At 33.9% G+C, this 15,757-nt stretch carries 15 protein-coding genes; 6 read left to right on the top strand and 9 right to left on the bottom strand.

Features of this window, described 5'->3' with window-relative positions:
- Position 1 precedes the first annotated feature (1 nt).
- The 5 genes from ku to ACZZ9T_RS01640 all read right to left on the bottom strand — a co-directional run bounded on the left by ku (position 2) and on the right by ACZZ9T_RS01640 (position 5,373).
- The gene (ku, locus tag ACZZ9T_RS01660; protein WP_463429684.1) at positions 2-787 is read right to left on the bottom strand and encodes a non-homologous end joining protein Ku; all 786 of its coding nucleotides are present in this window, start codon (positions 785-787) and stop codon (positions 2-4) included.
- A gap of 52 nt (positions 788-839) precedes the next feature.
- Positions 840-1,826: a hypothetical protein gene (locus tag ACZZ9T_RS01655; RefSeq protein ID WP_463440655.1), complete on the bottom strand. Its 987-nt coding sequence runs from the start codon at positions 1,824-1,826 to the stop codon at positions 840-842.
- Complete coding sequence (locus tag ACZZ9T_RS01650; RefSeq protein WP_463440654.1) at positions 1,780-3,003, bottom strand: hypothetical protein; 1,224 nt, start codon at positions 3,001-3,003, stop codon at positions 1,780-1,782. The genes ACZZ9T_RS01655 and ACZZ9T_RS01650 overlap by 47 nt, the downstream gene beginning before the upstream one ends.
- 35 nt (positions 3,004-3,038) lie before the next feature.
- On the bottom strand, positions 3,039-4,793 hold the full coding sequence (gene aspS / locus ACZZ9T_RS01645; RefSeq protein ID WP_463440653.1) for an aspartate--tRNA ligase: 1,755 nt from the start codon (positions 4,791-4,793) through the stop codon (positions 3,039-3,041).
- A 142-nt stretch (positions 4,794-4,935) separates the two neighbouring features.
- Positions 4,936-5,373 carry an ankyrin repeat domain-containing protein gene (locus ACZZ9T_RS01640; RefSeq protein WP_463440652.1) on the bottom strand — a complete coding sequence of 146 codons (438 nt, stop codon included), beginning with the start codon at positions 5,371-5,373 and terminating at the stop codon, positions 4,936-4,938.
- A gap of 329 nt (positions 5,374-5,702) precedes the next feature.
- Between ACZZ9T_RS01640 and ACZZ9T_RS01635 the strand changes: the two genes are divergently transcribed.
- Both ACZZ9T_RS01635 and ACZZ9T_RS01630 read left to right on the top strand, forming a co-directional pair.
- Positions 5,703-7,097 carry an MATE family efflux transporter gene (locus ACZZ9T_RS01635; RefSeq protein ID WP_463440651.1) on the top strand — a complete coding sequence of 465 codons (1,395 nt, stop codon included), beginning with the start codon at positions 5,703-5,705 and terminating at the stop codon, positions 7,095-7,097.
- Between the two features lie 87 nt (positions 7,098-7,184).
- Positions 7,185-7,304 (top strand): 30S ribosomal protein THX, encoded by a 120-nt coding sequence (locus ACZZ9T_RS01630; RefSeq protein ID WP_463429678.1) that lies wholly within the window; start codon positions 7,185-7,187, stop codon positions 7,302-7,304.
- A 55-nt stretch (positions 7,305-7,359) separates the two neighbouring features.
- Here the strand turns inward: ACZZ9T_RS01630 and ACZZ9T_RS01625 are convergent, their stop codons facing one another.
- The 4 genes from ACZZ9T_RS01625 to ACZZ9T_RS01610 form a co-directional block, all read right to left on the bottom strand.
- Entirely contained in the window at positions 7,360-8,019 is a 660-nt protein-coding gene (locus ACZZ9T_RS01625) for a DUF937 domain-containing protein (RefSeq protein ID WP_463440650.1), read from the bottom strand.
- Between the two features lie 169 nt (positions 8,020-8,188).
- Positions 8,189-8,854, bottom strand: coding sequence for a hypothetical protein (locus tag ACZZ9T_RS01620; RefSeq protein WP_463440649.1), 666 nt, complete (start codon positions 8,852-8,854; stop codon positions 8,189-8,191).
- A 70-nt stretch (positions 8,855-8,924) separates the two neighbouring features.
- Positions 8,925-9,365 carry a hypothetical protein gene (locus ACZZ9T_RS01615; protein WP_463440648.1) on the bottom strand — a complete coding sequence of 147 codons (441 nt, stop codon included), beginning with the start codon at positions 9,363-9,365 and terminating at the stop codon, positions 8,925-8,927.
- Positions 9,366-9,369: 4 nt separating this feature from the next.
- On the bottom strand, positions 9,370-9,879 hold the full coding sequence (locus tag ACZZ9T_RS01610; protein WP_463440647.1) for a DUF2480 family protein: 510 nt from the start codon (positions 9,877-9,879) through the stop codon (positions 9,370-9,372).
- A 108-nt stretch (positions 9,880-9,987) separates the two neighbouring features.
- Here ACZZ9T_RS01610 and lpxB point away from each other — a divergent pair, with 108 nt between their 5' ends.
- From lpxB to ACZZ9T_RS01590, 4 genes are all read left to right on the top strand, one after another.
- Positions 9,988-11,094, top strand: a complete 1,107-nt coding sequence (gene lpxB, locus ACZZ9T_RS01605; protein WP_463440646.1) for a lipid-A-disaccharide synthase — start codon at positions 9,988-9,990, stop codon at positions 11,092-11,094.
- A 100-nt stretch (positions 11,095-11,194) separates the two neighbouring features.
- Complete coding sequence (locus ACZZ9T_RS01600; RefSeq protein ID WP_463440645.1) at positions 11,195-12,922, top strand: ComEC/Rec2 family competence protein; 1,728 nt, start codon at positions 11,195-11,197, stop codon at positions 12,920-12,922.
- A gap of 144 nt (positions 12,923-13,066) precedes the next feature.
- The gene (locus tag ACZZ9T_RS01595; RefSeq protein ID WP_463429672.1) at positions 13,067-13,729 is read left to right on the top strand and encodes a succinate dehydrogenase cytochrome b subunit; all 663 of its coding nucleotides are present in this window, start codon (positions 13,067-13,069) and stop codon (positions 13,727-13,729) included.
- Between the two features lie 15 nt (positions 13,730-13,744).
- Entirely contained in the window at positions 13,745-15,757 is a 2,013-nt protein-coding gene (locus tag ACZZ9T_RS01590; RefSeq protein WP_463429671.1) for a fumarate reductase/succinate dehydrogenase flavoprotein subunit, read from the top strand.

Here is a 15,757-nt window from a genome sequence, read left to right as displayed (position 1 = left end):
ACTAAGAAGCGTTTTTAGATTTCGGACTTTGTAAACTGGCTTTTAATTGTGCCATCAAATCAATCACTTTACCCTGTTTAGCAGGCTCAGTTTTTTTGACTTTAACTGATTTTCCTTTTGCCTTTTTCTTGATGATTTTCAGTAACTCTTCTGAATAAGTATTTTTATAAAATGTAGGGTCAAATGATTCAGATAATTGCTCGATCAAATTTTTTGCCATTTTCAGTTCGGCAGGTTTCGGAGCTTTCTTTGCAGGAATTTTTAAATCTTTATAATCTCTGATTTCCTGATCAAATCTCAATCGGTTCAGAACTAAAACATCATCATTATAAGGCCGTATCATTCCTATCGCTTCGGTATCACGCAAAACAAACGTTCCGATGCCGACCATTTTTGTCTGTTGAAGTGCTTTAATTAAAAGTCTATACGCGTTTTCACCATTTTTTTGTGGCTCAAGAAAGTAGGGAGTTTCAAAATAAACAGAATCTACTTCTACCTCTTTTACAAAATGTTCGATAGAAAGAATTTTTGTTTTTTCCGGACTTGCAGCTTCGTAATCTTCATCTTCAAGAACGACGTATTTATCGTCTATCAGAAAGCCTTTTACGATGTTTGCCCACTTTACTTCCTTACCCGTTTTTTCGTTAACTCTTTTGAATTTAATATTCGAGAAATCAGATTTATCCAGCATATCCAGATCCAGCTTGCTGGTTTCTGTGGCAGAATAAATTTTCACAGGAATATTCACTAATCCGAATCCGATGGCGCCGTTCCAAATTGCTTTCATTGTCTTACTTTTTAGTAAAACTTGCAATGATTGTGCCGTGGGAATTGATATCTTACTTCGAGTTTAATTTTCTATACATTAAGACTTTGTCTATGTAATATCCATAATTAAATGAAACAATAGGAGAGTGTTGATCTTTTAATAATTTGTTTTCTTTCAGGTATCTTCTCCATTCCCAAGCTCTATCAGAAGGCGGACAAATATACATGCCCGAAGAATTACAAAGTTTATCAGGATAGCCTAATGTTGTATTTAAATTTATTTCCAAAAGTTTTATAATCGCTCCCACCTCATTTTCAAGTTCCGAACTTCCTGTAAATGGAGTTACAATATTAAATTTCAGAATTTCATAAATTTTATCATAGCTTATATTACCATTTTTGCTTTTATAATCAACTCCACTTTGATCAAGGTAATATTCGTAAAGTTGCTTTTCATTATGAGTGTTATAAACGGATAGAAAATCTTTTCTCGCATCTTCAAGTTTCCAATTATCAATACTGAAGAAACCAAAATCTCTTTTTAAAAATGAATATTTGTCTCTGTGATTTTCTTTAAATTTAATATTATCTGCAACATTGATTACTTCTGGAATTTGTGCATAACCAATTTTTGAAAATAGTTTTAGGACACCATACTCAAAATCATCATCATTTTTTGCTGTGATTCTTAACTTGTCAACCTCTTCCTCAATTTTTATATTTTGGCTATTAAAGTTTCCATCACTTATTTTTTTATCATCAATAGGATAATCAAATTTTTCTAAACATATTTTTTGAGCACGTTGGATTTGAGTTTTCAAATCAGGATCATCTGTTTTTATCTCGTTTAGGTTTTTTACAGTTTCAGACCCATTCCCTGTAAATTTATAGACATAATAATTAAGATTTCCATTGATACCAATTCGGCTGTAGAGAAGAGATTTTTTTAAATACATACTTAACTGTCTGTTGTCGCTGATGATTTTTGACCAGTTTTTCGTGTAGTAAATATCAAGAATTTCTGGAGACCGATTTTGAAAAATTTTGTTTTTTTTCATAGATCAATGACCAATATTCTATTGGCGCAAGATCTTCCAATGTCAGTTGACTTATTATTTGATTTTCTAGATTTCTTCTTTCCCTAAAAGATAAGTCTGATTCTAATTTATCGATGGTTGATTTTAATTGAATAGAGCCGATAAAATCAACATTATTTTGTCTGTAATATTCTGTAAGTAATGATAGTTGTTTCAAAAATCTAAAAGGAAAAATCGGTACAATAGAATTGGTTCTGTCCAGAAAATTTTTATCCTTTTCAGCAGCCAATTTTCCAACTCTTTTTGAATTGCTTTGAGATAGTTTAATATATGAATTCAAAGCAATCGTGTCATTTTCATTGTACAAATCTTCAAATAAATCTGCAATGTTATCTATCTTTTCTGATTGTAAATCTTTATTAATAAAATGCTTTTCAGAGTCATCCCAAACGAAATTTTTATAATTCTTCGAAAAATAAATTAGCAAGTTCAGAATAGAGTTATTATCGAAATTATAATCTTTGGTATTCCAAGCCAAATCTTTATTTCTGCCAATCGAACCAATATCTTTTCGAATTAAAAATGATAGCAAGTCGTAAAAATTATCTTTGTTACGATTATAAACATTGAATTTGTCTCTTTTGCGATAAAATTGTTCACAAATTTTCAAAAGACTTTCTGGTTTATTTTGTTGAATTAAAAAATTTATTCCAGCATTTTCAACCCAATCTTGTTGAAGGATTTCGGGAATTTTTTTGGTCAATTTTTCTAATTTGGCTTTTGGAAGTTCTCTGAATTCAACTGACTCATTTCTTTGGTAAATTTCCGTAATGTAGAATGATTGTATCTCAGTAGAATATTTTATTTTAGCATCATTTTTCTTCAAAAAATCTAAAAATTTTTCCGAGCCTGAAATACTATCGATAATTATTTCTTGATTTGTGAAAATTGAATTCTCTTCAATTGCTCGTTTTGCTAAATAAATTTCTTCAGTTTCTAAATAGTGATGACCTAAAAATTCAGCCAATTTTTTATGACTGTCAAGATAAGAAGCTAATTCATAGAAAGCATTTTTTTGACCTGATTCAAGGTTTTGTTTGAGCTTGTAAATTTTACTGTTTGAATATTGCTCCTCTAAAAATTGACAATTGTAGAAATTGTAAGTCAGTAAAATAAAAATAGGTATTAGTTTTTTCATAATAAAAAAGCGGACAAAAAATCTCCGCTTCTAATTTATGCTTTTAAATTTAATTTCAGTTCCAGTTCGTTGAGCTGTTCGTTAGCAATCGCAGATGGAGCATCAATCATCACATCTCGTCCAGAATTATTCTTAGGGAATGCGATGTAATCTCTGATCACTTCGTTTCCGTCGAGAATGGCTACCAAACGGTCAAATCCGAACGCTAAACCACCGTGGGGCGGAGCTCCGTATTTGAAGGCGTTCATTAAGAATCCGAACTGAGCTTCTGCTTCTTCTTTCGAGAATCCTAAAAGATCAAACATTTTAGATTGAAGATCTCTGTCGAAAATTCTTATCGAACCACCGCCGATTTCGTTTCCGTTCAACACCATATCATAAGCGTTGGCTCTTGCTTTTCCGGGATCAGTTTCTAATAAGTGAATGTCTTCCGGTTTTGGAGAAGTGAAAGGGTGGTGCATTGCGTGGTAACGTCCACTTTCTTCGTCAAATTCCAATAATGGGAAATCGACAACCCAAAGCGGTGCGAAAACATCTCCTTTTCTTAATCCTAAACGGTTTCCAAGTTCCATTCTCAAGGCAGAAAGCTGTGTTCTTACTTTGTGCTCGTTTCCGGAAAGTATTAACATTAAATCTCCTTCTTTTGCTCCAAATTTCTCGATAATTTTTGCTAAATCCTCCTCGTTGTAGAATTTGTTCACAGAAGAAGTTTTTACACCGTCATTCTGGAATTTAGCCCAGATCAGTCCTGAAGCTCCGATTTGAGGTCTTTTTACCCAATCCACCAATTCGTCGATTTGTTTTCTTGTATAATCTGCACATCCTTCTATATTGATTCCGACAACCAGTTCGGCATCATCAAATATTTTGAAATCTTTTCCTTTTACCAAATCATTCAATTCCACGAATTCCATTCCGAAACGAATATCCGGTTTGTCGTTTCCGTATTTCTGCATCGCATCTGCAAACGTCATTCTTGGGAAATCTCCGAATTCCTGACCTGTGATGTCTTTAATCAAAGTTTTGGTCATTCCTTCAAAAACATTCATCACGTCTTCCTGATCTACGAAAGCCATTTCGCAGTCGATTTGTGTAAATTCCGGCTGTCTGTCGGCTCTCAGATCTTCGTCACGGAAACATTTTACAATCTGGAAATATTTATCCATTCCGCCAACCATCAGCAATTGTTTGAAAGTTTGCGGAGATTGCGGTAAAGCGTAAAATTGTCCCGGATTCATTCTGCTTGGCACAACAAAGTCTCTCGCTCCTTCCGGAGTAGATTTGATTAAGACAGGAGTTTCAACCTCGATAAAACCTTCGTCTGAAAGATAATTTCTCACTTTCTGCGCCATTTTGTGGCGGAAAATTAATTTATCTCTTACCGGAGCTCTTCTGATATCCAGGTAACGGTATTTCATTCTCAATTCTTCACCACCATCTGTTTCATCTTCAATCGTGAAAGGCGGAAGTTGAGATTCATTAAGAACTTCTAATTTTTCAACTAAAATTTCAATTTCGCCTGTGGGAATATTGGGGTTTTTGCTTACTCTTTCAATCACTTTTCCTGTCACCTGAATGACGAATTCCCTTCCCAGTTTTTTTGCCATTTCCATCAGTTCCGCAGAAGAGCGGTCCTGATCAAAAACCAACTGTGTAATTCCGTAACGATCCCGAAGATCAATCCAAATCATAAATCCTTTATCACGAATGGTTTGTACCCATCCTGAAAGTGTAACTTCTTCATTAAGATGTTGAAGAGATAATTCTCCGTTGGTGTGCGATCGAAACATTATTTTTAGATGTTAGATATTAGACTTTAGATATTAGACATTCAAGCGCCTAATTTTCGTTGGCAAAGATAAGATTTTTGCAGGGTTTTGAAATAAAAAAAACTTCCCGAGAGAAGTTTGTAAGTATGTAATGTCTAAATTTTTATTTTAATAATGCTACTACGGCAGGAAAGTTATTTTTAACGGCATAATCTTTTGCTGTAAGTCCGTTTTGATCTTTCGCATTTTTATCTGCACCTTTTGATAATAACATTTTTGCCATATCTGCATTCCCATGAATAGCAGCATGCATTATGGGAGTTATTCCGTTGCAGGCTTTATTTACATCAGCATTATTGCTAAGTAAGAAATTTGAAATAGTTTTTTTGTTATTCAAGGCGCTGTAAGAAAGCATTGTGTAAGAGTCTTCTTTTACGCTTAGACATTTATCAAAATCAGCTTTTGAAAAAGCTGCCTTGAATTTCTGTATATTGTCTGACTGTATAGCCTGTCTTTGCACTTTAGAAACCTGTTGACCAAATAAAACATTTGCGAACATGGATATTCCGAAAATCAAAGTTGTAGTAATTATTTTTTTCATATATTTTTTATTTCTAAACAACATACAAATCTAAATATTTTTTTTGATATATTTTGTTAAGTTTCAAACCTTTTGCATGATTAAGAAAACTGTGACAGCATTTTTTAGATCATTTCTCAAAAAAGTACATAGAATTACTTTTCGTTTTAAAACATCAGTTACTATTTTCCTTATTCATTAATATTAGAAAAATCAGAGGAGTTACTATTCTTTAACAAGTTTAATCATTAATTATTCATGCACTGAAGAAACTGTATTTAAATAAAATGTTAAAAATAATTTTTTATTTAGATGAGTAGGAAATCTTATTTTTGGGTTTTAATAGATTTATGAAAAAATATTTCAAATTCCTGAAAAAAGCAATCAGTGAAGAAGAAACCGATTATACCAAAATAAGCATACGAAGTGCCGTGCTTTTACTGGCAATCCCAATGATGCTGGAGATGGCGATGGAATCTGTGTTTGCTTTAGTAGATCTTTATTTTGTAGGACATCTCAAAGAAAGTGGTTTTGCGATTCAAACAGTAGGGTTAACAGAATCTGTACTTACTATTATTTATTCTATTGCCATTGGAATGAGTATGGCAGCGACTGCGGTTGTGGCAAGAAGAATCGGTGAGAAAAATCCGGAACAGGCTTCCAGAAGTGCTGCGCAGATTATTTTTGTCTCTTTCATCATTACTTCATTTCTGAGTTTGCTTGCTGTTATTTATGCAAAGGAAATTTTAATTTTAATGGGATCAAAGCCTGAAGCGGCAGAATATGGTAAAGATTTCACCAGAATTATGATGGGAAGCAGTGTCATCATTATGCTTTTGTTTTTGATTAATGGAATTTTCAGGGGAGCAGGAAATGCAGCAATCGCCATGAAAAGTCTGTGGATTGCAAATATTGTCAACATCATTCTTTGTCCGGTATTAATAAAAGGATTGGGGCCAATTCCAGCAATGGGCTTGACAGGAGCTGCAGTTGCAACCACAATTGGTAGAAGTACCGGAGTTCTCTATCAGTTGTATCATATTTTCATTGCTGATTCGCTGGTGAGAATAAAAATAATTTATTTTAAACCTGATTACAAACTGATTGCTTCTATAGTGAAAATTGCGATGCCGGGAATATTTCAGTTTGTCATCGCTTCCTGCAGCTGGATTTTTCTGGCGCAACTGGTCGCCACAACAGGGGGTGAAAATGCTTCCGCAGGTTATCAAACTGCGCTGCGTTTGATGATGTTTTTTATGCTACCTGCTTGGGGACTGAGTAATGCGGCATCTACTCTGGTTGGGCAGAATATGGGGGCAGGTGAAATGTTGCGTGCCGAACAATCTGTGATGAAAACCGTCAAGTACAACGTGATCTTTATGCTTTCTGTAAGTGTTATATTTTTTCTTTTAGGAGATTTTCTTGTTGGTTTTTTCACGGAGCAGGCTGAAATAAAGAACTATGCCAAAAATGCGCTCCACATCATGAGTGTAGGTTTTATATTCTATGGAATTGGTATGGTAACCATCAATGCCTTTAATGGAGCCGGCGATACTTGGACACCTACATGGTTGAATTTTTTCGGATTTTGGATGTTTCAGATTCCATTAGCGTATGTACTGGCAAAATATTTTGAAATGGGACCTAAAGGTATTTTCATTTCAATTCCGGTTGCGGAAACTTTGATCTCAATTATTGCTTTTATTTTATTTAAAAAAGGCAAATGGAAAAATGTAAAGGTGTAAATCATCTGTTAAAATTTATTTAGCAGTGCAATCTTTTGACTTCTAATTATAAATCTTTAACTTCGTAGTCAACCAAAAAATTTAATTATGGGTAAAGGAGATAGAAAATCTAGAAAAGGAAAAGTGATTTTAGGAAGCTACGGAAAGAAAAGACCGAGAAAAGCTTCGAAGGCTTATCCGGCGACAGCAGAAAAGTCAAAAGATTAAAATAAAAAATGACCGAAGAATTCATCTTCGGTCATTTTTTTAGATATAATTAAAATTATTTTCCTCCAAAAAGTCCTCCAAGCAAATCGCCAAGACCACCGCTTTGTTGTTTCTGTTGCTGACCGCCACCTCCCAGTACGCTTCCTAAAATATCATTCAGAGGATTTCCTGATGACTGTGATTGTCCGCCACCTAAAACGCTCCCCAGAATATCGTTCAGAGGACTAGATTGTTGTTCTTGCGCCTGAGTTTGAGCACCTCCCAAAATTCCTCCTAAAAGATCACCGATACCTCCAGCTCCTACATTGTTTTGTTGTTTTTCTTTACCGATGTAACCCATGATTACCGGCGCAAGCATCGCTAATATAGGACCAATTTTATCAATGGAAATTCCGGTGTTTTGCGACAATTGATTCTCGACATTGTTTTTCGCGTTTCCAAAAACGTGAGAAAGGATAGAGCCCCCTTCATCTTGTCTGTTGTCCAACTGTGAAGTATCGTCTAAGATACTGCCATCGTGATCTTTATCCAATGCGTTATTTAAAGCCTCCGCTTCTTTTGCATCCTGAGATTTATTTCTAAGGTAAGAAATAACGAGTGGAGTAGCCACTGCCAAAAGTGCAATAATCTGATTTTTGCTGATTCCGAATTTGTTTTCGGCTTGTTCTGCTACCTGATTTCCTGTGTTTCCTGTTAAAAGATCGATTAAATTCATTTTCTTGTGTTTAAATTTTAAATTGTTAGAAATCAAAGTTATCAAAATTCTTAGAATAAAAAATTTTTAAGCTTAAAATGAGTGTTAAAGTTTGCGAATTTCCGGAAGTGATTGATATTTCATTCGGAGCTGTATGAATTCTCTTGATTGTTCATGTAATGCTTCAACATTATCCGTGGCATTTTATGTTGTCTAAAGTAAATTCTAGGCATCCTATATTATTCTTAAGCCAAGGAAGCATATAATAATACAAACCACCTTTGTATAATTTTTCTTGATGAAATTTTTTCCCTTGAGGAGTTAATGAAACAATATACATACTGCAGATGTATATAAATGGGATGAATAAAGGCGCAAATATTAATTTTTTCAAATTATACTTACTATTCAATTGCTTTATTCCTAAAGCGATAAAAACAGAAAAAATTAAATAAAAAGGAATAAAAAAAACGTAATTGTCTGAAACCGCATAAAATGTGGCAAAACCTAGCGTAAAAACGGAAGCTGTAAACAGAAATGTAAAAGTGTTTTTAAAATTTTTGAACGAATACATCATTCCACCAGCGGCAAATACAATAAATATATTGAAATTATAAATCAAATATAAGAACGATTTTACTACGTCTTTTAATAAATCGGAAAAGCTTTGTTGAAAAGTATTTTCTACCCAAGGTCCACTGTTTGATGTGAAAGCATATTTCAATTCAAGACCATTAAGATGATTTATGTAAAACATCAAAGAAAAAATAAAAATAAAAGAGGTGAATGATAATAAAATACTTTTGAGTTCAGATTTTAATACATACAGTAAAACCAGATATGCAGGAATCAGCATAATATTCTGGATATGAACCCAAAAACTTATGCCCAATAAAATACCAACAACGATGATGTGTTTCTGAGAATTACTCTTCAGCGATTTGACTGAATAAATAAAAAAAAAGAATAACCCAAAAAGCGTTGAACGTGTAAACTTCTACTGTCTCTGCACTGCGCCAGAATGTGAAACCTAAACCAAAAACGAAAACTGAGGTTACGGCAATCCAATTTTCTTCAATAAATTCTTTTATCAGATAGAAGAGTGCACTTGCTGTTAAGGCCGCAGGAATAACAGACATGAATCGCATGACGGAAACACTGTCAAAGTTGAGAATTTTTGTAAAAAACACAGCAGTATTAATGTACAGAAAATGGGCAAGAGGTGTAGCATCAATTAAGAATTCCCGTTTTTCTACATCCAGAACAAAGCCGATGCAGTCTCCGAAAGCTATTTTAGAAAAACTACCTGCATAATAAATTAAGAAAAAAGCAATGAAAATTAAAAAAGATAAAGTTCTTTTGCTCATTGATTTAGTTCTTAAAAATAGGCACATTGGAGCACGCTTCACCAAACATCAGAGATTTTACAATTGGTTTTAATTGCTCCACCAATTCGATGTAGGCGTTTTCCGGAATTGCTTGATCAGAGCAACCTTTCACCAAAACCCTTTTACCTTTCAGGTCATCAAAATCATGCGTTTGTATAGCATTGTGCATAAGAAGAACTTCTAAATCTTCTTTGTTTCCGAAAATTATTTTTTTTGTAACATCTGTTAATTTAGCAGTAATTAAAAAGTATGCCCAAAGCGGAACAATCGCATCTGCGGAATTATAAATGTAAACATACTGGTCTTGATACTCATCGGGATTAATCGCAGCTACTTTTTCACGGAAATCTTTTTCTTTCAAAATCAGCTCCATGAAAAGAAAATCTTTGAGATCAATCCCTTTTCTGATTCCTTTTGGAACCAGATCAGACAAATCAAAATTAACCAATCCGCTTGATGCTACTTTATTTTTTATTTCAAATTCTTCTGACATTTTTTATCATTATCTTTGAACAAATTTACTTAATTATATTTTGAATTTTGATGTTTTAATACGTCACTTCAATAGATAAAATCATTCATCGCATATCAAAGATCATTCATGAAATATTATATCATCGCAGGTGAAGCTTCCGGAGATTTGCACGGAAGTAATTTAATGAAATCCTTACAGCAGAAAGATCCCCTCGCAGAATTCAGATTCTGGGGTGGCGATTTGATGGAAAAACAAGGCGGAACTTTAGTGAAACATTATCGGGATTTAGCTTTTATGGGGTTTATTGAAGTTGTATTGAATCTAAAAACGATTTTAAACAATATTAAATTCTGCAAAGCCGATATCAGAAACAACAGACCCGATGTATTGATTTTGGTAGATTATCCCGGTTTCAATTTAAGAATTGCAAAATTTGCAAAAGAACTGGGAATTAAAGTGGTTTATTACATCTCTCCCCAACTTTGGGCCTGGAAAGAAGGTCGAGTTGAAACCATTAAAAAATATGTCGATGAGATGTTGGTGATCCTTCCTTTTGAAGAAGATTTTTACAAAAAACATAATGTAAAATCACATTTTGTAGGACATCCTTTGCTAGATGCAATTTCTAGCCTTCAAGAAATTGATACTGTGGCTTTTAAGAAAGATAACAACTTGAATGAAAAAGAAATCATTGCTCTTCTCCCGGGTTCCAGGAAACAGGAGGTTGAAAAGATGCTTGAAGTAATGTTGTCAGTAAGACCTTATTTTAAAGATTATCAGTTTGTTATAGCAGGAGCTCCGAGTCTTGAGAAAGATTTTTACGAGAAATATGTTGATGAAAATGTACATTTCGTGTCAAACAAAACGTATGATCTATTGAGATGTTCTAAAGCTGCTTTGGTAACTTCAGGAACGGCAACTCTTGAGACTGCTTTATTAAATGTTCCGGAAGTGGTTTGTTATCGAGGAAGTAAAATTTCTTACGCTATCGCCAAAAGACTGGTGAAACATATTAAGTATATTTCACTTGTCAATCTTATTATGGATAAAGAAGTAGTTAAGGAATTGATTCAGAATGAATTAAATACAGGAAATCTAGTTAAGCAACTGAATTTAATTCTTGAAGGGGAAACAAGATATGCAATGCTCGAAGAATTTGAAATTTTACGAAGTAAACTCGGCGGAAAAGGTGCAAGTGATAAAGCTGCAGATATTATTTTAAAAATTAAATAAACTTTTTACGAATGATTTTCATATTTTCATTACTTTAGTAGTACAAAATGATGAAAATTGAACCGACAGCCACTCCTGATCTTAATTTGCTGCTTTAATCTTGGGATTGTGTTCACAGGATTATTTTTCTTTTAAACGAAATTTTATTCTTGCAACCATAATTTCTTGTGTAATTATCACAATTCCTACTTTATTTAAATCTTTTTTCATCTCAAAAATTAATTCGGTATTACTGTCATTATTCTTTTTCGGTTTGGGAATCTGTCTGCATTATCTGAACTTCCCACAAAAATCTCATGTTTCTTTAAACTCCAACGACAATATTGTTTTTAAGATTTCTAAAAAATTAAATTCTACAGAGAAAAGTAAAAAATATGAGGCTGTTATACAAGTCGGGAAAGAATCATTCAATTCGATTTTATTAATCCCAAAAGAAAGCAAAGAGCTTGATTTCGAGCATTATTATACAGCTAAAGCTTATGTAAACCAACCTCAATCTCCAAAATATAATTTTCAATTTGATTACGCTAAATATCTCCACCGAAAAAATATTTTTTATCAATGTTATGTAAATGATGACATTACATTTGCTGTAAGAAGTGACCTCTCGTTGAGTGAAAAAATCCGTCAGAAAAGACTGGAAGTTCTAAAAAAGATCAGCCATTCTGAATTGTCTCCCAAAAGCAAAGAATTTTTAAAAGGAATTATTCTGGCAGACCGCACAGAGATAGATTCAGAAACTTTGCAAGATTTCAACCGTTCTGGATTAGTGCATTTTCTAGCCATATCCGGAACCCACGTTGTTGTTATTTTTGGGATGTTCTATTTTATTTTAATGAAATTTTTACCGTTAAAATTCAGAAAGTTTGTCATTGTATTAAGTTTAGTATTTATTTGGATTTTCGCTTTGTTTATAGGTTTCGGAAGTTCAGTAGTGCGTTCTTGCATCATGCTTACGGTTTATTTTGTATATGTTTTGCTACAAAGAAAGCCTGATTTGCTGCATTCTTTGGCGCTTTCAGCTTTTATTATTTTGATTATTGATACCCAACAGTTTTTTGATGTTGGATTTCAACTGAGTTTTTTAGCAGTTTTAGGGATTTATTGGCTCAATCAACCTATTTTAAAATATTTACCGAAGCAGGATAATTATTTTAAGAAGATTATTTTTAATACGATATCTATTTCAATTTCTGCGCAATTAGCAACGCTGCCTTTGGTTTTATTATATTTTCATCAATTTTCTTTTGTTTCAATTGTTGCGAATTTTTTTATCGTTCCTTTTTCCGAAGTAATTATCATTTTCTCATTTTTGATGACTGGTTTGATGGCTCTCGGATTTGATTTCACAATGATTAATATTATCTACGATTTCATTATTGATTTATTATTAAAGGTTATTCATTGGTTTGCTGGTTTTGAATCATTGTTTTTTGAGAATATTTCGTTAAATATTGTTGAGGTTGCCATGTTATTTGTGGTTATTTATCTTTTGAGATTTGTAATTGTAAAATATAATTTTAGAAGATTGGCTCAAATTTCTTTAGTTGGGCTATTGTTTTTTATACTAAGGATTTCTTTTACGATTTATGAGCGTCAAAAAGAGGAAGTCTTAGTTCATCAATACAAAAAAGGAAAGGTGTTCTCTGTGAAAAAAAGAAGTGCAGTCTGCTTTTGGGTTGAAAATATAGGAGATCAAAATGAAATTCAGCAATATATTATCAATCCATATGTTTCATCCCGCAGATTAAAAAATATTAAAATCCAAACACTTCCGCCACATTCGGGAAAAGTGATTTTTAATCAAAAAGTATATCATTTAAAATAATGTCGATTTTTTGAATTATCCTGCATCTATACATCCTTTTCGTTGTTATTTAGAAAGATTACAAACTGTCTAATAGTGAGATTTCTCACTTTTTAGTTTTGTTAACATTCCCTAATTTTGTGGGAAATCAAATTTAAACTCAATATGGCAGGTTTAACAAGTTCTACGATAGGTAGAAAATATGCTATGGCACTTTCAGCATTTTTCTTGCTGATTTTCCTAGTAATGCATCTTTCCGTAAATCTATTGTCGGTTTTCGGTGAAACAGCTTATAACAATGCATCACAGTTTATGGGGTATAATCCTCTTATTCAGTTTGTAATGCAACCCGTGTTGATGTTTGCTGTAATATTCCATTTTGTGATGGGATTTATTTTAGAAATTAAAAATCAAAAAGCAAGACCTATCGGTTATGATAAAAACGAAGGTTCTGCAAACTCTACGTGGTCATCTCGTAACATGATTATTTCAGGAGCTGTTATCTTAGCATTTATTTTTCTGCACATGTATGATTTTTGGCTTCATGAGATGAATTATAAATATATTGATGGTCTTCCGGTAGAAGAAACCCGTTTTTGGGGCGATCTTCACAGGAAGTTTGCTGATTTGTGGAGAGTGGTGCTTTATGTCATTTCTTTCGGTTTACTTGGTTTACATTTAGCTCATGGTTTTCAGTCTTCGTTCCAGTCTGTTGGGGCAAGACATCCAAAATATACTCCAATGATCAAAGCTTTTGGTAACTGGTATTCTATACTGATTCCTTTAGGTTTTATCTTTATTGCAATTTTTCATTACGTAACTCAATAATATCAATATACTAATATGAGTAAATTAGATTCAAAAATTCCTGCAGGTCCGCTTAAGGACAAATGGAAAAATCATAAAGACCATATGAACCTTGTTGCGCCTAACAACCGTGATAAAATAGATATTATTGTTGTAGGTACAGGTTTAGCAGGAGGTTCTGCAGCAGCTACTTTGGCGGAGCAGGGATATAATGTAAAAGCATTTTGTTATCAGGATTCACCAAGAAGAGCACACTCGATTGCTGCGCAAGGTGGTATCAACGCTGCTAAAAATTATCAGGGTGATGGTGACTCAACCTATAGATTGTTCTATGATACCATCAAAGGTGGAGATTACAGAGCAAGAGAAGCAAACGTATACAGATTAGCCGAAGTTTCTGCAAATATCATCGACCAATGTGTTTCTCAAGGAGTTCCGTTTGGTAGAGATTACGGCGGACAATTAGATAACCGGTCATTTGGTGGAGTTCAGGTTAAAAGAACTTTCTACGCAAAAGGACAAACTGGTCAGCAGTTATTGTTAGGTGCATATTCTTCATTAAGCCGTCAGATCGGAAAAGGAAGAGTAAAAATGTACAACCGTCACGAAATGCTTGAATTGGTAATCGTAGACGGAAAAGCAAGAGGGATCATCGCTAGAAATCTGGTAACAGGTGAGATCGAAAGACACTCTGCTCACGCAGTGGTTATTGCTTCAGGAGGTTACGGAAACGTATATTTCCTTTCTACCAATGCAATGGGTTCAAACGTTTCTGCAGCTTGGAAGATTCACAAAAAAGGAGCTTATTTCGCAAACCCTTGTTATGTTCAGATTCACCCGACTTGTATTCCGGTTCACGGAACACAGCAGTCTAAACTGACTTTGATGTCTGAATCATTAAGGAATTCCGGAAGAATCTGGGTTCCAAAGAAAATTGAAGATTCAGTTGCCATCAGAGAAGGAAAACTGAGACCTGAAAATATTAAAGAAGAAGATAGAGATTATTATTTAGAAAGAAGATATCCTGCATTCGGAAACTTAGTTCCTCGTGACGTTGCGTCAAGAGCTGGTAAAGAAAGATGTGATGCCGGTTTCGGAATCGAAAATAATGATACTAAAGAAGGTGTTTACCTCGATTTCTCCACAGAAATTATGAAAAAAGGTAAAGAATCTGCTATTGAAAAACATATTCAAAATCCTACGGATCAGCAGATTTATGACCTTGGAAAAGCTTGGATCGAAGAAAAATATGGTAACTTATTCGTAATGTACGAAAAGATTACAGCAGATGATCCTTACAAAACTCCAATGAAAATTTATCCTGCCGTTCACTATACAATGGGTGGCGTTTGGGTTGATTATAACCTGCAGTCTACAATCCCGGGATGTTTCGTTATCGGTGAAGCTAACTTCTCTGATCACGGAGCCAACAGATTGGGAGCTTCTGCGTTGATGCAAGGTTTGGCAGACGGATATTTCGTTCTACCTTATACTATTGCAGATTATCTTTCTGCGGATATCAGAACGGGAGAAATTCCTACGAATTCTGCAGAATTTGAACAGGCTGAAAAAGAAATTAAAGACAAAGTAAACTTCTTTGTTAATAATAAAGGGACGAATTCAGTAGATTATTTCCACAAACAATTGGGACACATTATGTGGAATAAAGTGGGGATGGGAAGAACCCCTGAAGGATTGAGACAGGCAATTGCCGAAATTGATCAGTTGAAAAAAGATTTCTGGACGAACGTAAAAGTAATGGGCGAAACTGAAGGGATGAATACCGAGCTTGAAAAAGCATTCAGAGTAGCAGATTTCATTGAATTAGGTCAGCTAATGGCTATCGATGCTTTACACAGAAACGAATCTTGTGGAGGACACTTCAGAGAAGATCATGCGACTCCGGAAGGTGAAGCTGAAAGAGATGATGTGAACTTCAAGTATGTTGCTGCTTGGGAATATCAGGGTGATGACATTAAGCAGGAGGTTCTCCATAAGGAAGATCTTGTGTACGAAAACATTGAAGTTAAAGCAAGAAGTTACAAATAG

This window comes from Chryseobacterium sp. AC417, assembly GCF_979258215.1.
Note: the sequence above shows the minus strand (reverse complement) of the source record. Positions and strands in the feature narration are given on the sequence as shown.